Origin of the sequence: Paralcaligenes ureilyticus (genome assembly GCF_004346225.1) — a bacterium.
Lineage (GTDB): Bacteria > Pseudomonadota > Gammaproteobacteria > Burkholderiales > Burkholderiaceae_B > Paralcaligenes > Paralcaligenes ureilyticus.
This window is the reverse complement of sequence record NZ_SMAJ01000002.1, coordinates 415,548-434,894: the sequence shown is the minus strand read 5'-3', so window position 1 is coordinate 434,894 and position 19,347 is coordinate 415,548. Positions and strand designations below refer to the sequence as shown.

22 protein-coding genes are annotated in these 19,347 nt (G+C 56.8%); 11 read left to right on the top strand and 11 right to left on the bottom strand.

The window, feature by feature from the left end; translation table 11 throughout:
• Window positions 1-46 precede the first annotated feature (46 nt).
• Window positions 47-508 carry a MarR family transcriptional regulator gene (locus tag EDC26_RS04340; RefSeq protein ID WP_165930905.1) on the bottom strand — a complete coding sequence of 154 codons (462 nt, stop codon included), beginning with the start codon at window positions 506-508 and terminating at the stop codon, window positions 47-49.
• A 348-nt stretch (window positions 509-856) separates the two neighbouring features.
• On the opposite strand from EDC26_RS04340, the gene EDC26_RS04335 reads away from it, so the two are divergent.
• Window positions 857-1,630 carry a sulfite exporter TauE/SafE family protein gene (locus EDC26_RS04335; protein ID WP_132580017.1) on the top strand — a complete coding sequence of 258 codons (774 nt, stop codon included), beginning with the start codon at window positions 857-859 and terminating at the stop codon, window positions 1,628-1,630.
• Between the two features lie 42 nt (window positions 1,631-1,672).
• Here EDC26_RS04335 and EDC26_RS04330 read toward each other — a convergent pair whose 3' ends face one another.
• Window positions 1,673-2,410, bottom strand: coding sequence for an anti-sigma factor (locus EDC26_RS04330; RefSeq protein ID WP_132580016.1), 738 nt, complete (start codon window positions 2,408-2,410; stop codon window positions 1,673-1,675).
• Complete coding sequence (locus tag EDC26_RS04325; protein WP_132580015.1) at window positions 2,407-2,943, bottom strand: sigma-70 family RNA polymerase sigma factor; 537 nt, start codon at window positions 2,941-2,943, stop codon at window positions 2,407-2,409. The genes EDC26_RS04330 and EDC26_RS04325 overlap by 4 nt, the downstream gene beginning before the upstream one ends.
• A 297-nt stretch (window positions 2,944-3,240) precedes the next feature.
• Between EDC26_RS04325 and EDC26_RS04320 the strand changes: the two genes are divergently transcribed.
• From EDC26_RS04320 to sufT, 8 genes are all read left to right on the top strand, one after another.
• On the top strand, window positions 3,241-5,025 hold the full coding sequence (locus EDC26_RS04320; RefSeq protein WP_132580014.1) for an ABCB family ABC transporter ATP-binding protein/permease: 1,785 nt from the start codon (window positions 3,241-3,243) through the stop codon (window positions 5,023-5,025).
• A 159-nt stretch (window positions 5,026-5,184) separates the two neighbouring features.
• Window positions 5,185-5,682 carry an SUF system Fe-S cluster assembly regulator gene (locus EDC26_RS04315; RefSeq protein WP_132580013.1) on the top strand — a complete coding sequence of 166 codons (498 nt, stop codon included), beginning with the start codon at window positions 5,185-5,187 and terminating at the stop codon, window positions 5,680-5,682.
• A complete protein-coding gene (sufB, locus tag EDC26_RS04310) occupies window positions 5,679-7,127 on the top strand; it encodes a Fe-S cluster assembly protein SufB (RefSeq protein ID WP_132580012.1) in 1,449 nt (482 codons plus the stop codon). Before EDC26_RS04315 ends, sufB begins: the two co-directional genes overlap by 4 nt.
• 12 nt (window positions 7,128-7,139) lie before the next feature.
• Window positions 7,140-7,910, top strand: coding sequence for a Fe-S cluster assembly ATPase SufC (gene sufC / locus EDC26_RS04305; protein ID WP_132580011.1), 771 nt, complete (start codon window positions 7,140-7,142; stop codon window positions 7,908-7,910).
• Window positions 7,907-9,214, top strand: a complete 1,308-nt coding sequence (sufD, locus tag EDC26_RS04300; protein WP_132580010.1) for a Fe-S cluster assembly protein SufD — start codon at window positions 7,907-7,909, stop codon at window positions 9,212-9,214. The genes sufC and sufD overlap by 4 nt, the downstream gene beginning before the upstream one ends.
• The gene (locus tag EDC26_RS04295; RefSeq protein WP_132580009.1) at window positions 9,211-10,470 is read left to right on the top strand and encodes a cysteine desulfurase; all 1,260 of its coding nucleotides are present in this window, start codon (window positions 9,211-9,213) and stop codon (window positions 10,468-10,470) included. Before sufD ends, EDC26_RS04295 begins: the two co-directional genes overlap by 4 nt.
• The gene (gene sufU, locus EDC26_RS04290) at window positions 10,467-10,922 is read left to right on the top strand and encodes a Fe-S cluster assembly sulfur transfer protein SufU (protein WP_132580008.1); all 456 of its coding nucleotides are present in this window, start codon (window positions 10,467-10,469) and stop codon (window positions 10,920-10,922) included. The genes EDC26_RS04295 and sufU overlap by 4 nt, the downstream gene beginning before the upstream one ends.
• Before the next feature lie 12 nt (window positions 10,923-10,934).
• Window positions 10,935-11,492 (top strand): putative Fe-S cluster assembly protein SufT, encoded by a 558-nt coding sequence (gene sufT / locus EDC26_RS04285; RefSeq protein ID WP_132580007.1) that lies wholly within the window; start codon window positions 10,935-10,937, stop codon window positions 11,490-11,492.
• Between the two features lie 182 nt (window positions 11,493-11,674).
• On the opposite strand, the gene EDC26_RS04280 is transcribed toward sufT, so the two are convergent.
• Window positions 11,675-12,649: a Bug family tripartite tricarboxylate transporter substrate binding protein gene (locus EDC26_RS04280; protein ID WP_165930904.1), complete on the bottom strand. Its 975-nt coding sequence runs from the start codon at window positions 12,647-12,649 to the stop codon at window positions 11,675-11,677.
• A gap of 196 nt (window positions 12,650-12,845) precedes the next feature.
• Here EDC26_RS04280 and EDC26_RS04275 point away from each other — a divergent pair, with 196 nt between their 5' ends.
• Both EDC26_RS04275 and EDC26_RS04270 read left to right on the top strand, forming a co-directional pair.
• Entirely contained in the window at window positions 12,846-13,226 is a 381-nt protein-coding gene (locus EDC26_RS04275; RefSeq protein WP_132580006.1) for a cupin domain-containing protein, read from the top strand.
• Between the two features lie 35 nt (window positions 13,227-13,261).
• The gene (locus EDC26_RS04270; RefSeq protein WP_132580005.1) at window positions 13,262-14,464 is read left to right on the top strand and encodes a CaiB/BaiF CoA transferase family protein; all 1,203 of its coding nucleotides are present in this window, start codon (window positions 13,262-13,264) and stop codon (window positions 14,462-14,464) included.
• A gap of 6 nt (window positions 14,465-14,470) precedes the next feature.
• On the opposite strand, the gene EDC26_RS04265 is transcribed toward EDC26_RS04270, so the two are convergent.
• The 7 genes from EDC26_RS04265 to EDC26_RS04235 form a co-directional block, all read right to left on the bottom strand.
• On the bottom strand, window positions 14,471-15,277 hold the full coding sequence (locus tag EDC26_RS04265) for a response regulator transcription factor (protein ID WP_132580004.1): 807 nt from the start codon (window positions 15,275-15,277) through the stop codon (window positions 14,471-14,473).
• Between the two features lie 395 nt (window positions 15,278-15,672).
• On the bottom strand, window positions 15,673-15,981 hold the full coding sequence (gene csgH / locus EDC26_RS20070) for a curli-like amyloid fiber formation chaperone CsgH (protein ID WP_165930903.1): 309 nt from the start codon (window positions 15,979-15,981) through the stop codon (window positions 15,673-15,675).
• Between the two features lie 100 nt (window positions 15,982-16,081).
• Window positions 16,082-16,552: a hypothetical protein gene (locus EDC26_RS04255; RefSeq protein ID WP_132580002.1), complete on the bottom strand. Its 471-nt coding sequence runs from the start codon at window positions 16,550-16,552 to the stop codon at window positions 16,082-16,084.
• Between the two features lie 53 nt (window positions 16,553-16,605).
• Window positions 16,606-17,154 (bottom strand): hypothetical protein, encoded by a 549-nt coding sequence (locus EDC26_RS04250; protein WP_132580001.1) that lies wholly within the window; start codon window positions 17,152-17,154, stop codon window positions 16,606-16,608.
• Window positions 17,155-17,201: 47 nt separating this feature from the next.
• Window positions 17,202-18,143, bottom strand: coding sequence for a CsgG/HfaB family protein (locus EDC26_RS04245; protein WP_132580000.1), 942 nt, complete (start codon window positions 18,141-18,143; stop codon window positions 17,202-17,204).
• Window positions 18,140-18,604 carry a curli assembly protein CsgF gene (locus EDC26_RS04240; RefSeq protein ID WP_243700771.1) on the bottom strand — a complete coding sequence of 155 codons (465 nt, stop codon included), beginning with the start codon at window positions 18,602-18,604 and terminating at the stop codon, window positions 18,140-18,142. Before EDC26_RS04240 ends, EDC26_RS04245 begins: the two co-directional genes overlap by 4 nt.
• Window positions 18,605-19,054, bottom strand: a complete 450-nt coding sequence (locus tag EDC26_RS04235) for a curli production assembly/transport protein CsgE (protein WP_132579999.1) — start codon at window positions 19,052-19,054, stop codon at window positions 18,605-18,607.
• Between the last annotated feature and the right edge of the window lie 293 nt (window positions 19,055-19,347).

The window sequence follows — 19,347 nt, the reverse complement described above, 5'->3', positions numbered from 1 at the left end:
CATGGCATCAAAGTGATAACGTCCGTTATTACCTGGGCAAAAAAATTTAATCCAGCTTATGCAATAGCTTGTGCAGCAAACGCTCAAACTCATCGACCTCTTTAGCCGTGAATTCTTCCAGTGCGTGTTTGATGTAGGCACGCCGCGTGGGTAGGAATGTTTCCACAAACGTCACGCCTTTAGGGGTCAATTGCAGAAACAGCTGGCGCCGGTCGTTCTCGTCGGCGACCCGGTTGACGAACCCATGCCGCTGCAACTCGCGCGCCACCCGCGTACTGTTGGTGCGCGACGAATTCATGAAAACGCTTAATTCGGAGGGTTTGAGGCAATGGTTCTGGCTGGCGTAGATCACGACCATGGAGGTCCACAGCGTCGTGTTCAGACCGTGTGCCTTGAACGGCTCGTCCATGTAGTCGTTCAATGCCGAGGCAACGTGCTGGATCAGTCGAGCGATAACCGATTCGCGCATTACCCCGCGCGAAGACAGACGCCGGGACAAATCCCTCATGGCCTGTTCGAACGAATTGAAGGACGAGGGTGGGTTGGAAGAGGGGGGGCTCATTATTGGCAGACGGTGTGTTTGCTATGGAAAGAGGACGTATTCATTGTTGGAAGACGGCGTATTTATAGTAACGTAGGTTACTACTTATATGGCGAGAAAGCCAGCTCGATGGTGTTTACCGAATCGGTGGTGCCACCCACAAGGGGTGGCGCTACATAACATTCCGACTGGTTTTGTAGCGGCACCCCTTGTGGGTGCCAAAATCCCCCCAGCGAAGCCCAAGTCATGCAAGCGGCATAAATAAGTAATTTTTAAATCGTTTGGGTTTGCGTCCTGATTCTTTACGATGACTCGATGAACGAATATCAAATCATTAGCGGGTTTGCGGTCGGATTGCTGGTAGGTCTGACGGGCGTAGGTGGAGGGTCTCTCATGACGCCTTTGTTGACTCTGGTCTTTGGATATGCGCCAACGGTGGCCGTGGGCACTGATCTGGCCTTCGCGGCCATCACCAAAGGAGCCGGAACGTTGGCGCATGGGATGCATGGACAGGTGCGCTGGCCGATCGTCAAGCGCTTGTGCCTGGGCAGCCTGCCGGCGGCATTGCTGACTTTGTGGTGCTTGCGCCACGTGGGTTCGGCCAACGAGGCTTTATTGCAGTTTATAAAAATCAGTATTGCTGTGTCTGTGTTGCTGACGGTGCTGGCCATTGCCCTGCGCTCACGCTTGCTGGCGTTTTTGCAGCATCGCCCTGGGTATCCCTTGAAGGGACGTACTCAAGCGTGGGTGACGATTTTTGTCGGGGCCGTTCTGGGGGCCCTGGTCACTGTTTCGTCGATTGGTGCCGGGGCGGTGGGGGCCACGCTGATATTTTTACTGCATCCCACGCTTAAACCTTCGGAGATTGTCGGCACCGATATCGCCTATGCGGTGCCGCTGACGGCTTTGGCCGCAGTGGGCCATTTATGGTTGGGGCACGTGCATTGGGATTTGCTTGGCGCCTTGCTGCTGGGCTCGGTGCCGGGGATTTGGCTGGGTGCCAGGTTGTCCCGCAGCCTGCCCGAACGATTCGTCCGTTTGACTCTAGTCACCACGTTGACGCTTGTTGCCGTCAAATTGGTGGTCTGACTCGATAGAATCTGAATCGTATTGATGGCAGCCCCTTGAGTTTTACCGGCCGATTTCCACCAGGCGGCCAATGAATAGAATCGGCCCTCCGGGCGTGCCCGATGGCGCGCCTCCTTTGGCTTCCAGGGTGATTTCAAACAGTTGCCCCGGATTGATCTGGCCAATCGTGGCGGCGGGGACTGTCACGGTCTGATTGGGATCGATGACGCCAAGCGATTGCGGGGGCGCGGTTTCAGTGGCGTGCGTCCATAGTTGCGCCGAAGAACTGGCGGGCACATCCGTTTGCACCAACGGCTTTAGCACCAGATTATGTTGCTTGTCGAAGGTGCCGACCCACCCCGGCGTTGAGCTTTGACCGGGCGCCTGCAAAATAGCCGCCTGTGTCGGTACGAGCTGCACGATGGACAGCTTGGGCTTTAATGCGAAAGTGACGGCGGCCAGAGCCAGCGCCACGCATAGCACGCGCCATAACCAGATGCTGCGCCACGGCGTGGCAATAATTTCCTTCAGGATGTGCGGCCAGCGGCGTGGGCCGCGAGCGGGCGTGGTTTTCTGCCCCAAAGAGTCTTGTATATGCTGCATGAGGTTGGCTGGCGGTGTGATGGGATGCAGTTGATCGACCAGGCCCAGAAAGTGATCTTCCCATTTCAATGCTTCCACGACCGCGTCCGGTGTATTGCCTAACAAGGCTTGTGCTTGTGCGGCTTCCTGCAGACTTAACAGCCCCAGGGTGTATTCGGCGATCAGCAGCTTGTCGTGCGAGGCTTGCTCGATACTCATGCTGGCTCACCCTGTGCAAGGGTGCTCAAGCCGGCACGTACCTGCTCCCGTATTTGCGCGGCGGGCACGGCCAGGCGGGCCGCGATCTGATCGTAGGTAAACCCGTTGTAGAACGCCATCAGAATGGGGCGGCGCTGAGTGTCGTCGAGCGCCGCCAGGCGCTGTGCCAAACTACGGGGCGTGCTCGTTTCGGGATCGACCACGGCGCTGTCGGGCAGGTTGTCTATCCATTCAGCGTCGACCGGCGCGGGCCGTCCGGATTGTCGCAGGCGGTTCAGGATGCGATAGCGCATAATGCTGTACATCCAGGCTCTCGCGGATCCGATTTTGGGGTCGTAGCTGGCCGAGTTTTTCCATATCAGCACAAACGAATCGCGTACGATGTCTTCGGCATCGTCGCGCTGCGACAACATCTTGACGGCCAGCGCCAGCATGTGCGGCGCCTCTTGGTGGAACAGATCCTGAAGCGCCTTGTGATTGGTTTGGGCACAGTCGGCAAGCTTGGCTTCGTAATCGAAGTGTGAAACGGGCATACATTCTCCGGATTTCCCTATCGGGCTGGCGTTATTGTATTAGGTGTTGACCGATGTAAAAATTCCGCCCGACGTGACGGAGGTAACAAAACGTTGCCATATGAACAGTAGCGGATCTGGTTGGTTGACGTCGTTCTGTTTGCCGGGATTTTGGCACCCACAAGGGGTGCCGCTACAGAATGTGCTCGCTGTTAATGTAGTGGCACCCCTTGTGGGTGCCAAGTCGCAGATACCAGGCACCAGGCCGCAACTGGACCTACAATCCCCGCCTGGCAATTAATTACTGTTCATTTGCGCATGAGACTCACCCACACCGGGCCTGCGCCCAAAAACCGCAACGACATCAAGACCATCAAATCGATTTTGCCCTACATCTGGCAATTCAAGGGGCGGGTGTTGCTGGCATTGGCCTGTTTGGTCACGGCGAAAATCGCCAGCGTCATCTTGCCTATCTATTTGAAAGAGGTGGTCGATACCCTGAGCCTGCCGGCCACGCGGATTATCCTGCCTGTCGCGGCGTTATTGGGTTACGGCTTTGCACGTTTGGCCAGCAGTGTGTTCGGCGAGTTGCGCGACGCCTTGTTTGCACGGGTGACCCAAGGGTCGATCCGGCGTATCGCGGCCAAATTGTTCGAGCATCTGTTTGCTTTGTCGATGCGCTTTCACATGCAGCGTCAGACGGGCGGCCTGAGCCGCGACATTGAGCGCGGCACCAAAGGTATTGGTTTTTTGCTCAATTTCACCATCTTCAATGTGTTGCCAACCTTGCTGGAAATCAGCATGGTGACGGCGATTTTGCTGTGGCGCTACGATTTCTGGTTCGCAGTGGTGACGCTGGGCACGATCGCCGCCTATATTGTTTTTACGTTATTGGTCACCGAACGGCGCATGGTGTATCGGCGCAGCATGAACGAGCTCGACAGCAAAGCCAACAGCCGCGCCATCGATGCCCTGATCAATTATGAAACGGTCAAGTATTTTGGCAATGAGGGCTATGAGCTGGATCGCTACGATCGCAATCTGGGCAAGTGGGTCGATTCGGCGGTCAAGAATCAGGTCTCACTGAACTTTCTGAACATGGGGCAGGGGGCCATCATTACCGTTGGCATTACTCTGCTGCTGTGGCTATCGGCCCGCGGAGTGGTGAATAAAACGATGTCGGTGGGCGATGTCGTGCTGGTTTCGGCTTATCTCACTCAGCTTTATGCGCCCTTGAATTTTCTGGGTTTCGTGTATCGCGAGATCAAGCATGCGCTGGCCGATATGGAGCGCATGTTCAGCCTGCTAGATCAGGGCCAGGAGGTGGCGGACAGACCCAATGCGCAGACGCTCGACACGCCGCAGGCAAGCATTACATTTGATCACGTCGATTTTGGCTACGAGGCGAAGCGGCAGATTCTGTTTGACGTGAGTTTCACCATTCCTGCCGGAAAAACACTGGCCGTCGTAGGCTCATCCGGAGCGGGGAAGTCGACATTGTCCCGCCTGTTGTTCCGCTTTTACGATGTGGGTGCCGGCGCCATAAAGATTAATGACGTCGATACGCGCGATCTGAGCCAGGCCAGCCTGCGCCGTCATATAGGGATCGTGCCTCAGGACACGGTGCTGTTCAATGACAGTATTTTGTACAACATTGCCTACGGCAACCCCGGCGCCAGTCAAGATGACATCATTGGGGCCGCCAAGGCAGCCAGCATCCATGACTTTGTCATGAGCCTGCCCGACGGCTACGAGACGCAGGTGGGCGAGCGTGGACTGAAACTGTCGGGCGGCGAAAAACAGCGCGTGGCGATTGCCCGCACTTTGTTGAAAAATCCACCTATCCTGATTTTCGATGAAGCGACCAGTGCGTTGGATACGCGCACGGAAAGGGCCATACAAAAGGAGCTTGACCAGATCGCCAGAAACCGTACGACGCTGATCATTGCCCACCGCCTGTCGACCATCGCCAACGCGGACGAAATTATCGTGCTCGATCATGGCCGGGTCATCGAGCGCGGTTCGCACCAGAGCTTGTTACAGGAAAGCGGGCGCTACGCGCAAATGTGGCGCTTGCAGCAGGCCGGGCACGCTCTTTCGTAGCTGTGTTTGGCTGACCCGCCTATAAAGCCGTATTCGGGTGATTTTGTTGCGCGGCAACATCGTCGATGTATTTAGCCCTTTTCGCATTAGGGTGATTCTTGACACATATAGGACTAAACAAGTACTGTATGTTTAACCAACGGGTTCTGGAGCCCTTGAATGTTGCGCATCAGCAAAATCGTCGATTATGGCACCCTTGTGCTCACGCACATGGCGAGCAGCCCTGAGCGGCTGTTTAGCGTGGCCGATCTTGCGTCGGTTATCGGCTTGGGCCAGCCCACGGTCAGTAAAGTGCTTAAGGCACTGGGCCGCCGCGACCTGGTCAAAAGCAGCCGCGGCTCGCATGGCGGCTATATCCTGGCGCGGCCCGCCAGCCAGATCAGCATCGCCCAGGTAGTCGATGCACTGGAAGACCAGCCCTTTGGCATGACCGAGTGCAGTTCCACGCCGGGCGCCTGCAGTTTCGAGGCCAATTGCCACGGCCGCTCGAACTGGCAACGTATTAACGCCATTGTACGGCGCACCCTCGAAGACATTAGTATCGCCGATATGGTGCGCCCGATCCCTCTTGACTATCCCATGCACGAACGCCCGGTCATCAAGCCGCAAGCCGGCGGCAAGGATATTACCCTTACGACATGGAGTTTGCATAAATGAATACCGTTACCGACAAGATCGACTCGTTTCTTGATCGTGAGTACGCGGCCGGTTTCGTGACCGAACTGGAAACCGATAGCGTGCCCAAGGGTCTGTCGGAAGACACCATACGCATGATCTCGGCCAAGAAGGGCGAGCCTGAATTCATGCTCGAATGGAGGCTTTCGGCGTATCGGAATTGGCTCACGATGAGCCTGCCCGAGTGGGCTCACGTGAGCTATCCAAAGGTCGATTTTCAGGACATTATTTATTACTCGGCTCCGAAACAGAAAAAAGACGGCCCAAAAAGCCTGGATGAGGTCGATCCCGAGTTGTTGCGCACCTACGAAAAGCTGGGCGTGCCCTTGCATGAACGCGCCCGTTTGGCGGGTGTGGCGGTTGACGCCGTATTTGATTCGGTATCGGTCGCCACCACATTTCAGAAGCAGTTGGCCGAGCACGGCGTGATCTTCTGTTCGTTTTCCGAGGCTGTCAAAAACCATCCGGATCTGGTGCGCAAGTATCTGGGAAGCGTGGTTCCACCGGGCGATAATTTTTACGCCGCATTGAATTCAGCGGTGTTCACCGACGGTTCATTTGTCTTTATTCCCAAAGGGGTGCGCTGCCCCATGGAGCTATCGACCTATTTCCGTATCAATGCCAAAGATTCCGGCCAGTTTGAACGGACCCTGATCATTGCCGAAGAAGGCGCGTCGGTCAGCTATCTGGAAGGCTGTACGGCGCCCATGCGCGATGAAAATCAGCTGCATGCGGCGGTGGTCGAACTGGTGGCGCTCGATGATGCGCGCATCAAGTATTCCACCGTGCAAAACTGGTACCCCGGCGACAAGGACGGCAAGGGCGGCATCTATAACTTCGTGACCAAGCGTGGCGATTGCCGCGGCCCGCGTTCTCATATTGCCTGGACTCAGGTTGAAACCGGCTCGGCCATTACCTGGAAGTATCCCAGCGTGATTCTGCGCGGCGACGATTCGGTGGGCGAGTTCTACTCGGTCGCGCTGGCCAATCATCGGCAACAGGCCGACACCGGCACCAAGATGATCCATATGGGCCGCAATACCCGCAGCACCATTTTGTCCAAAGGGATTTCGGCCGGGTATGGCAGCAATGTGTTTCGCGGCCTGGTGCGCATGACGCCCAAAGCCGAAGGCGCGCGCAACTATACCCAGTGCGACTCGCTGCTTATCGGGAAAACCTGTGCGGCGCATACGTTTCCCACGATCGAGGTGCGCAACCCCAGCGCTCAGGTCGAGCACGAAGCGACCACTTCGCGAATTGGCGAAGACCAGCTTTTTTATGCCATGCAGCGCGGCTTGTCGGCCGAAGATGCAGTATCGATGATTGTTAACGGCTTCTGTAAAGAAGTATTCAAGGAACTACCCATGGAGTTTGCAGTCGAGGCGCAGAAGCTGCTCGGCGTAAGCCTGGAAGGCAGCATAGGTTAAGGAGAAAGAAACATGCTGGATATTAAAGATCTGCACGCCTCGGTTGAAGGTAAAACTATTTTGCGCGGCCTTGATCTGGTCGTGCGTCCCGGCGAAGTTCACGCCATCATGGGACCCAATGGCGCGGGTAAAAGCACGCTCTCGCAAGTGTTGGCGGGGCGGGACAGCTTCCGGGTCGATAGCGGCTCGGTGCAGTGGTATGGGCAAGACTTGCTGGCGATGCCGGCCGAAGAGCGGGCGCGCGCCGGTTTGTTTCTGGCGTTTCAGTACCCCATTGAAATCCCCGGAGTGTCCAATGCCTATTTTCTGAAGGCGGCGGTCAATGCGGTGCGTCGTCATCGCGGCCTGCCCGAGCTCGATGCCATGGACTTTCTTAAACGCGTCAAGAGCGAAATGAAGACCGTGGGCATGAGCCAGGAGTTCCTGTATCGCTCGGTCAACGAGGGCTTTTCGGGCGGCGAGAAAAAGCGCAACGAAGTACTGCAGATGTCGCTGCTCGAGCCGAAGTTGGCGATTCTCGACGAAACCGATTCGGGGCTGGACATCGACGCCCTTAAAATCGTGGCCGATGGGGTCAATCGCCTGCGCACGCCTGAGCGCTCCCTGATTGTCATCACGCACTATCAACGCTTGCTTGACTATATCGTGCCCGATTATGTGCATGTGCTGGCGCAGGGCCGCATTGTGCGTTCGGGCGGACGCGAACTGGCACTCGAGCTCGAAGAGCGTGGCTATGGCTGGCTGGATGTTCCCGTTCCGGCGCAGGAGGGCGTCGCGTTATGAGCGCCGTGCAAACCTGGGTAGATGAGTTTCAACGTCGCGCTGCCACGTTGCCGGGTGCACGCGCGCCGTGGCTTTCGGCCTGTCGCCAGCGGGCCATCGATCGTTTTGCCCAGCAGGGCTGGCCGCATTCCAAGCAGGAAAACTGGCACCATACGTCGCTGGCTTTGCTTGCGCAGCAAACGTTCGAGACGCCGCAGGTTCAGGCCGATTCCAAAGCACTGCTCGATGCTCTGCGTCAGGGTGAAGAAGGTCACTGGCTGGTCTTTGTAGACGGCCGCCATGCGTCGGGGCTGTCGCAGACAGGCGCCTTGCCTGACGGTGCGCGCATCGATACGCTGGCTGCGCTGCTCGATGGCGGCGATGACGACATGCAAGCTTTTTTGGGCACCGATGATGATGGCGCCAGCACCCAGGCGCTTAATCTTGCCTTGGCCACCGACGGCGCCGTGATTCGCTTGGGCGCTGGCGTGGCGCTTGACGCGCCCGTTCATCTGGTTTTCATTGCCAGCGCGCAGGGCGCCAGTTTTCCGCGCAATCTGATCATCGCCGCGGAGAACTCTCAGGCGACGATCGTTGAGCATTATCTGGGCGCTGAAGGCGCGGTCACCTTTACCAATGCGGTCACCCGCTCTCATTTGGGCGCGGGTGCCCGTATCACGCACGCCAAATTGCAGGAAGAAGGCGAGCAGGCATTTCATTTGCAGGCCATCGAGACCACGCAGACCAAGGGCTCGGTATTCAATTCGCATGCGCTGTCTTTCGGCGCCCGGCTGGCTCGTACGGATATCGGCACGCGCTTTGATGGCGACGGTTGCGAAACCTTGCTCAATGGCTTGTATTACGCCAATGGGCGCCGCCATGTCGATCATCACACGCGCATCGATCATGCAAAGCCCCATGGCACCAGCCGCGAATATTATCGCGGCATACTCGATGGTTCTGCGCGAGGCGTCTTTGCCGGCCGTATCTATGTGGCCGAAGGCGCTGACCGCACCGACGCCGTACAGCGTTCCGACAACCTGTTGCTGTCGCGCATGGCCGAGGCCGACACGCGACCCGAGCTTGAAATCTACGCCGACGATGTCAAATGCGCGCACGGCGCGACGGTCGGCCAGATCAATGAGGACAGTCTGTTTTATTTGCGCACGCGCGGCTACGACGTTGCTCATGCGCGCAATCTGCTGACCTATGCGTTTGCGGCCGAGGCTTTGGCACGTATTCCGCTGGAGCCCCTGCGCCGCCGCGCGGCGAAGGCCATACGCGCGCGTCTGCCCGGCGGTGAAATGCTGGAGGAACTGGCATGAGTGCTCCTGAAATTTTTTCGCTGGCGGCCGAACGCGTGCAACAGGCGCAAGATTTTCCCATTTTGCAGCAATCTGTGCGCGGCAAGCGTCTGGTTTACCTGGATAACGGCGCGACCACGCAAAAGCCCAGTGTGGTGATCGAGACCGAGCGTAACTTTTATCTCAACGATAATGCCAATATTCATCGTGGGGTGCACTGGCTGTCGCAGCGGGCAACCGATATTTATGAAGCGGGGCGTGAGCAGATACGTGGCTTTCTTAATGCTGCCCGATCTGAAGAAATTGTTTTCACCCGCGGAACGACCGAGGCGATCAATTTGGTGGCCTATAGTTGGGGCCGGGCCAATCTTGCGTCCGGCGACGAAATCATACTCAGCGGCATGGAGCATCACTCCAACATCGTGCCTTGGCAATTAATGGCCGAACAGACGGGCGCGGTTCTGAAAGTGGTGCCTATCAATGACCGAGGCGAGCTGGATATGGACGCCTACCGGTCTTTGCTGGGTTCCAAAACCCGCCTGGTGGCTATTGCGCATGTCTCCAATGCGTTGGGCACGGTCAATCCTGTTGCCGATATTGTCGCCCAAGCCCACGCGGTCGGCGCCAAGGTGCTGGTCGATGGCGCCCAGGCCGTGGCGCATCAGGCGGTGGATGTCCAGGCGCTGGATTGCGATTTTTATGTGTTCTCGGGGCATAAGCTATATGGCCCAACCGGCACAGGCGCGTTGTACGCGCGGTATGAACTGCTGCGCGCCATGCCGCCCTGGCAAGGCGGCGGCGACATGATCCGCACAGTCAGCTTTGAACGCAGCACCTACGCCGACGTGCCTCAGCGTTTCGAAGCGGGCACACCCAATATCGCCGGTGTAGCGGGCCTGGCCAGCGCCATTGCCTATGTGCAAGCGCTGGGCATGGGCCGGATTGCCGCTCACGAGCAGGCCGTACTGGCTTATGGCACCCAAGCCCTGTTGCGCGTACCGGGTTTGCGGCTGATCGGCACGGCCGCCCACAAGGCCGCTATTCTGTCTTTTGTGCTCGATGGCATACACCCCCACGATCTGGGCACTATTCTGGATACCGAAGGGATAGCCATCCGCGCGGGGCATCACTGCGCCATGCCGGTCATGACGCGCTTTGGCATCCCGGGCACGGCTCGTGCCTCGCTGGCCTTGTATAACACTGAAAGCGATATCGATGCGCTGGTGGCCGGGATACACAAGGCTCAGGATATGTTTGGCGGGAAGAAACGGTCATGAGCGATTTCGGCGGTGATTTGCGCGAACTCTATCAAGAGGTGATCTTCGATCACAATCGCAACCCTTGCAACTTTCATGCCATGGCCGATGCGACCAATACGGCCGAGGGTTACAACCCTTTGTGCGGCGATCAGCTGACGGTGTATTTGCGTACCGAAGATGGCCTGATTGCCGATGTCAGTTTTGTGGGACACGGCTGCGCCATTTCAACGGCCTCGGCGTCTTTGATGACCGAAGCCGTCAAGGGAATGCCGGTGGCCCAGGCCGAGGCCCTGTTTAACGACGTGCACGCGATGCTGACGCAGACCAAGCCGCAAGGCCGCGATTTCGGCAAGCTTGAAGTATTGGCGGGAGTGCGCGAGTTTCCGGCGCGCGTCAAGTGTGCGTCGCTGGCCTGGCACACGCTGCACAACGCACTGGTTGCGGCGCGCGAGACGGCGCAAACGGAATAAGGAAGAGATGGAATGGACAGTCGTATGCATGAAGTAGAGCTGACCCGCGATTGTGCGGCAGTTCAGGTGCCCTGGGGTTCGGCGGTGACGCTGGACGAGGGCAGCCGTGCACAGATTACGCAGCAGTTGGGCGGCAGCTACACGGTCCTGGTGGGCGGCAACCTGTATCGCATCGATGGCAGCAATGCCGATGCTTTGGGTCTGTCGGCCGCCGAGCGGGAAGAGATGGACGCCCCCGAGGGGCCGGCCACGGCCGAATCAGTCGAAGCGGCCGCCTGGGAACAGCTGGCGACTTGTTTCGATCCCGAAATCCCCATCGACATCGTCAACCTGGGCCTGGTGTATAGCTGCCTGGTCAGCGAGATGGGAGACGCTCATTTTAATATTGTCGTTAAAATGACCTTGACCGCTCCCGGCTGCGGCATGGGCACCTTGCTGGCCGATGAAGCGCGCGCCAAGCTTTTGGCCATACATGGAGTGGAAGACGTTACGGTTGATCTGGTGTGGGATCCTCCGTGGAGCCGCGATATGATCAGCGAGGTGGCGCGGCTGGAAATGGGTTTGTATTGATCGGTCGGTAGCTTGCGCCGTGGGTGTTTGGCACCCACAAGGGGTGCCGCTACGTGATTACAGAATCGAAAATGGCAGCCACAAGGGCTGCCGCTACAAAAACGAATCCGTCGTTCATGTAGCGGCAGCCCTTGTGGCTGCCATCCATCTAAAAAAACGAAAGCCGCGCAAATTTCCGGCGATTAGCTCGCCTTCATGTGGCCTTTGGCCACGACTTTACCCAGCCTCGCGCGCTCATCCTGAGTAAATTTGATGAATTCCGCACGGGTGCCCCTGCCAGGCTCGATGCTGCTTTTGTCCAGGGCATCAAGCACTTCTTTGGATTTTGCCGCCTTTTGTATCGCCGCATTCATTTTATCGAGCACGGTTGCGGGTGTACCAGTAGGAGCGAAAAGCCCTTCCCAGTGACCAATCCGGATGTTCGGATAGCCTTCTTCAGCCGTGGTTTTAATATTGGGAGCGCTCGCCAGTTTCCCTCCCCAGGTTGTCGCCAGCGCCTTGAGCTTGCCGGCCTTGACGAGCGGCAATGTGACGATGCTGGCCTCCGAGGTGGCGTCCACCTGATTGCCCATCACCGCATTGACGTCTTCGGAGCCGCTTTTGTAAGGGATCGCCTGCATCGGTAGCCCGGTTTCTTCTTTCATCATTTCACCCACGAAATCGGGTGTGCTACCCACGCCGGCCACCGCGAAAGTAATGCGGTTGACGTGATTCTTTTTGGCGTTTTCCACGAATTCTTTAAGATTGTTCGCCGGGTTCGACGCGTTGGTGACGATAACCGATGGCGCCACGCCCATCAGGGCGACAGGCGTCAACTGCGCATCCTTGTAGGGCTGGGTGGCGCGGATCAGACTATTGGTGATAGTGCCGTTTGCGCCCACGAGGTAGGTATAGCCGTCGGGTTTGCTATGAGCGACATGCGCAGCCCCCACCACGCCGCCTGCGCCGGGACGGTTTTCGACAATGACCGATTGTTTGAGTTCCTTGCTGACTTCTTTGGCGAAGATGCGCGCGACCAGGTCATTGGCTCCGCCAGGGGAAAACGGCGCTACGAATACGATGGTGTGATCGGGCCAGGTGCCGGCGGCACATGCTGGTAGCGCAACGAGCGCGGTGCCGACAAGCAGGGCGCATGTTCCTAATTTGAAAGTACGCAAAACGATCTCCTTTGTAATTAGCGTGGACGGCCGGGCTGCTACGTTCGGCAGCCCGGCTACTATACTGAAGCCGCTCTGACAGGCGGCTTAATCGGCTTGACGTGCGTCGACCGATGTATCATTCAAACGCTGGCTGCGCTGGAGAGCTGGCCTGAGCGGAGTTTGACGCTCGGTTCGGATACATAGGAAACCCGTCATGACTCACCCTCGCTGGATTGTTAAAGAAAACGAAGTGCCGGGTTACCATCCGGCCAATCACACCGGTACCCTGAACCGTCGGCTTATCGGCCCGGAAACAGTGGGTTCCCGGCATGTCGAGGTGTTGCTGGGGGTGATTGAAAAAAACCAGGGCGCCTTGCCTCATGCGCATCCCGGCATCGAGCAGGTTTGCTATCTGTTGTCCGGCAGTGCGGTGGTAGAGTTCAACGGCGAGCGCGGCGAGTTGGAACCGGGCGATTGCTGTTATTTTGCGGCCGACGAAAAACACGTATTCACGGTTACCAGCGACGAACCCGCTCGTGTGCTGGTAATCTATTCACCCCCTTATGAAGAAAATCCGGCCAGGGTGGTCAGATAACAACGTTTTGCGGATTGGCTACGGGAGATAAAACAATGGCTGTTTCGAACACAGGCCCTTTGGCGGGAATACGGGTTCTGGATTTAAGCTCGGTGATCATGGGGCCTTTTGCCACGCAGATTCTGGGTGATCTCGGGGCCGATGTGGTCAAGATTGAATCGCCTTCGGGCGACAATATGCGTGCGGCGGGCCCGATGCGTAATCCGGGCATGGGTGCTATTTATTTGCATCTGAACCGCAACAAGCGCTCGGCGGTGGTGGATTTGAAAACGCCCCAAGGGCGTCATGCTTGCCTGGAATTGGCCAAAACGGCCGACGTATTGCTGTACAACACGCGGCCGCAAGCGATGGCTCGCCTGGGTTTGGCTTATGCCGATGTGGAGCGCGTCAATCCGAAGCTGGTATATGTCGGGGCGTACGGTTTTGGCGGGCGCGGGCCTTATGCCGGAAAACCCGCTTACGATGATCTGATTCAGGGCATGACAGGCCTGGCTTCTTTATATCAACAGAGCTCGGGCGAAGTACCGCGCTACGCGCCTCTGGCGCTGGCCGATCGTGTCGTGGGCATGCACGTTGCCATCGCCATGCTGGCCGGCGTGCTGCAAGCCCGATCCTCGGGCGTGGGCCAGCAAATTGAAGTGCCCATGTTCGAGGCCATGTCGCAACTGGTGCTGGGCGATCATTTGGGAGGGCAGACCTTTAAGCCGCCGATCGGGCCGTCGGGCTACGCACGCATGCTGACGGAAAACCGTCGGCCTTATGCAACCTCGGATGGCTACGTGTGCCTGTTGATCTATAACGACAAGCAGTGGCGCTCATTTTTTGACCTGATCGGCAGACCCGAACTGGCCAATGACCCGGTGTTTGCCAACCACACGGCCCGGGGTGAACATATTGCCGAGGTCTACCGGTTTGTCGCCGAAACCCTGATCGGCCACACCAGCGAATATTGGCTGGAGGGTTTTACGCAGGCTGATATTCCGGTGTCGCCTTTGTATAGCGTGGACGATCTTATCGATGATCCGCACATGCAAGCGGTAGGCCAACTGGTTGATTTGCAGCATCCCAGCGAAGGTGCGATTCGCACTCCTGCGCCTATCGGTTCGTACTCTAAAACTCCACTGAGCATACGCCGCAGTGCGCCAAAATTGGGCGAGCACACCCGGGAAATCCTTGGTGAGGCAGGCTTGAACGCGGCCGATATCGACGCAATGCTGGCCAGCGGCGCCGCGGCATAGGCGCGCCTATGCCGCCTGCGCATGGCCGTCGGCTTCCGTGTGCGTCCAGCCTAGCGACGCGCCACGAGAGATAGCGGCGTATACAGCCTCGTTTCTATTGTGTACGTCCAGGCGCTGATACAGCGTTTCAGTGTGCGCCTTGGCCGTTGCTACCGAAATATTCAGGTGCCGGCTGACGGTTTTGATGGGATAGCCTCGCGCCAGGAGCACCAATACTTCGTATTGACGCTGAGTGATGTTCAGCATCTTTGCCTCGGCATTTGTCATCGTTGACGGCTTGTTTTCCGAGCGGATCTGGGCCGGAATATAAATGGGTTTGCAGGCCGGATCTGACGGGACGAATTGGGCGGCGGGATTGAGGTCGGTCTGCAGCATCATGGGCGGCGCCACCGCCGCACTGTTGCTCATGGGCGTGAATGCGTCGCTTTTGGTTGGCGCCGGAAAACAGCTCCCTCCCAACAAGATCAATTTGATGGATGCAGCCAGCACCTCGGGAGACGCGTGTTTGTTGATGCACCCCGCGATAACGGCTGGAAAATCCAGCAAGCAGTTCGGTGCTGTTGCGGTATCGGACAATAGCAGAGTCCATTTGGGGGAATATACGCGTTTTGCGGCTTGTACCAACCCGGTCATTTCCTGTGCCGATGAGACGGAAACGACGGCCAGGTCCACTTCCCGGTCGGCCGGTGCCTCATGCGCGGTGAAGCTGTAGTCGACTCCTTCGATTTGAGCGTCAGGTTCTATGGCAGCCAGAACCTGCATGATTCCAAGCCGAAGCAAGTGTTGCGGTTCAATTACAATGATTTTGATCATTTTAATTCTTCCGTTATACGGTTTTTATTCAAGTTTCGGAGCCTTCGAGGCCCCAAAAATCATTGGGTTTTTGGCATTGTCGCGTCGAGTGGTTCGAAAATCGTCAAAGGTTAATCAATACAACATTGCATCGCAATATGTTTTCTGCATTCGTCCCAATTAATCGTGGCCAGATGAACGCCGATACTTTCAGGTTTAATTAACGTGTTGTGTATGAGTAAGCTATGTTCTTGTTTTTGGCATTATCGTAGCGATTTTATACGGTTAGCATGATAATTTTAGCGATTTTCATTTGTCAATTCCTTCTTCTTGAGTACATACTCTATTACATCGGGAACAATTTATTCGGTTTTCATGTTGACGGCATGTTTGCGTCTGATGGTTTCTTTTTAGGCCTATCTTGGGCAATCAAAATGGTAGTTGCCGACAGGCACGCCGCCTTCGGCCAGAATGAGTACGATTTGGCAAGTGTCATCCTTGCTGGCGCTCAATGCCATTCCCGACAGGGCCGTCGGCATCTTGGCAAGAACCCGGACGATGCCGCTCTGGCTTACTTCCGACGTGCCGGCCCGGCCTTTTTTAATGGCGTGCAGTTCGTAGTGAATCTTTTTTTCTTCCGAACTTTGCACATAAGGCACGACAATGCTTGGCGTTGTGTTGGCATTGGTTTCCAGCCAAACCTGTAAGTTGGTATCCGCGACCATTTTGTTCTCCTGGAATAACTGCTTACTACTAAAGAGGGCCGCACGGGCAGGTAAAAAATACCCGCCCGCACGCTTGCCGTCTGTTGCTAGCGTCGATTCATTATTTTTGCGAAATGTTGGCGACGTTATAGGTACCGACCTGGGTTGCTGTTGCGGTTTGGTGCCAGCCTGTCTGGCTGACATTGGCGTAGTTGTTATACCCCGTCTGGCTCACCGTCGACGAGAGGTCGCAACCGTCCCATTGTTTAACCTTGGCGATGTTGTACGTGCCATCCTGCATGACCGTTGAATCGGCCGACCAATTATGCGTCTGGTCTACGTCGGCGAAATTGTTGTAATCGCTTTGAGTAATGTGGCTGGTCGCACTGTCGTTGCCTTGCTGGTTGGATTTGGCGATGTTGTAGGTGCCGTTTTGGCTAATCGAAGACATCCCCGAATCGTTATACGCTTGCGTAATGCTAGCGTCGTTGTTATAGCCGGTTTGACCGACGGTTGCAGTATTGCTTGCCATGGCCGGAGCCCCAAATGCGACAGCAATACCTAGAGCAAGTGCGGAAAGACTGGTTTTCATTGTGATTCTCCTCAAAATTAAGACCTGAAACGTGCAGCCCAACCCAGCGGTCTTTAGTACTGGATAACTTTTGCAACGGCTCCGTTGCCGTACTGGTTAAGTTTCACGGGCGGAGCCCCTGCCGATAGCGTGATGACGGTGGCGGAATCCAGATTGCCGACCTGGGCGATTCGCGCATCGCCCGCATTGTTGAATTGCGCCACGGCCGCGGTGTTGGCGTAACCGAATTGCGCCGCCGAGGCATAGTTGGCATTCCCGTATTGGGCGAGGCTGATCAGGTTTTCCGCGCCAGCCTGGGTCAGGAACGCCGAGTTGCCGTTGCCTTGTTGCGCGGCGCTGATCCCGTTGTCGGACCCCGCCTGGCTGAGTCGCGCCGTGTTCAATGACCCTTGCTGTTGCACGCCGGCGGTGTTTTGCCGTCCAATCTGAAATATGCTTGCAGTGGAATCGCCCAGGGTCAGTTCGGGCGGGGCGCCCAGATCGGTGTCGAGGCAGTACCCGGCCTGAGTTCCCAGAGCCGTCAAGGCCAATGCGAGCAGCAGGGCGTGCCCGTATCGACGGGGTTCGCTTCCACCGTATCGTGAGCGTATTGAATCGATCATGGCGTTCTCCAAATGGTCAATTTGTGTATTTCGGGTGGGTCGTCCGCTCAGGGGGTTGGCTGAGGGGTGACACTGGGCGCGGTGTTGGCGGGTTTCATCGCCGCTATCGCATAGTTTCTTTCCGCATTCACGTAGTGCTGAATAACGGGCGAGTTCCAATCATTAGGATTTTTCAGCGCCCAGGTGTGGTCTTTCAGGCCTTGCACTGTCAAATGCAAAACGGCCGCTTCAATGGCTTCTTTCACGCAAAGTTGTCCGGGTTCGTTGTTGGTGACGCCGGCTTCGATTTGCAGCAAATCCTTGAAATTGACAAACTTGAATACGCTTGGATTGATTTCATAGGAAAAGATAGTCTTGGTCGTGGAGACGCTTTCCAGTATCTGGCCCGTGTCAACGTTGATGGTGCGCAGGTTTATCGTGACCTGATCGACCCGGTATTGCGTCGATAACCCTATACCCAGGAAATTGGCGCCTGCCCCGCCGGTACGCACATTGCTTTCATAGGCGACGATGCCTCCGCCAATCATGATCGACGCCGGCATCAAAGCAGGTACGTTGTTGATCGGCGGCGCTCCCTTGGGCACCGGCGGCGCTTCGGCGCGAATGATCCGGCGTTCGGTCAGAAGTTCTTGCAGGCCTTCGCGCTCGACCGGTATGAACCAGTGCGAATCGTTGAGCGCCTTGATCAGCATGGAGGCCGCGCCTTGTGTCACCGAGGTTGAAAAAGAGCTGTCGGGGCTGGGCTTGTATTGCCCTGTCTGATCCCGGAAGCCGTAAACGGCCACCACGGTTTTTTTCGCCGGTAAAGGAAGCTTGAGCAAATCGCTTGTGGATGGTGTGGCGGGCGTGAGTTGCGCGGCATCCATTACCTGCGAAGGTGTACGTGGCGCGGCACACGCGCCCAGCAATACTGTTGCCAGGGCAGCCGTGCACACCAGGCTGGATCGCCTGCGAAGCCCTAGGGCGCGGGACCTGCGCGGCGCGTTCATTGCCCCACCTGAAAGGAAGTCTGAGCGCCGGTGGTTTTGTCGGTGGTGGTGATCGTCAGCAGCCCGCCGCCCGCATCCACAACGCTGATGGTGAAGTTGCCCGTCTGGATTGTGCCGGGGTGCAGCGTGCCGTTAGGGCCGATGATCGACGAAGTGGCCGACGCTGCCACGCTGCTGAGAATCGAGCGCTGCAACGTATCGTTGAACTGTTGCAAGGGGGTTTGTTGCGTTGCCGCCCCAAGCGCACTCAGGTCGGGCGCATTCGGATCGGTGTGCGTGTTGGTTGCCTGGGCCGTGTTCAGAAGATTGGGGCCATTGAGCGGGTTGCCGCCGAACGACGGGTTCAGGGGAACATAGACCATTTCTGTGGCGTATGCAGATCCGCAAGCGGCCCATGCCAGAAGCACCATGGACACGCGCAAGCCGGATTTGATTTGCGTGGACATCCTTGTGTTTTTCATTTACATCTCCTCAGGTGCTAAGTCCACATCGGTAAACAACAAACTTTGAACATTGCTATCGATGATATTTTTGTAAACCATATCCACCGCCGCAGCCGCTACGGGCTTTGTGGCGGATCTGGCCGGTGCCAGGAACGCGTGAAACATGCGTTTCTGCTTGTACTCAACCCACATTTCGCTGCCAAACTGGGCCGTGGGCCGCTCATGCACTGAAACCGTATATCGGCTGTCCGCAAACTTGGCCCGCCATATCGCCGCAAAATTCTGATAAAAATCCCAGCCCAGAACCGTGACGGTTCGGTTGATGACCACACCGGCCAGGGGCTCGTCGCTGAGGCTTCCGTGGTCCAGGCTTTGGCTGTCGGCGGCAGGCGGCAAGGATTTTGAGTACGCAACTGGAGTCACAATAAGAAATATCAGTGCGCTCAATTTTTTTATCGTCAATTGCACCTTGTTCTTCCTTTATCTATTGCAATACATGTTCCAGGTTCTTTATTGCGGACAAGCCAAATGGAATGTGGCAATGCGTTATGTTCCAGGCCCTGGGTCACTACCGAATTTTGTTTGCTTCGCCCCTGCTCGTATTATTTCTTTCGCTTACAACTGCTACGGTTTTAACGTTTTGAAATCGCGGTTGATGAGGCAAATCTTAGGCGTGACAAGTGCTTTAAAAAATAGGTTAGATGATGTAAACCCTTGCCAGCCGGACGTTCTAGACCATCGGTTGGAATGCAGGCTGCCGG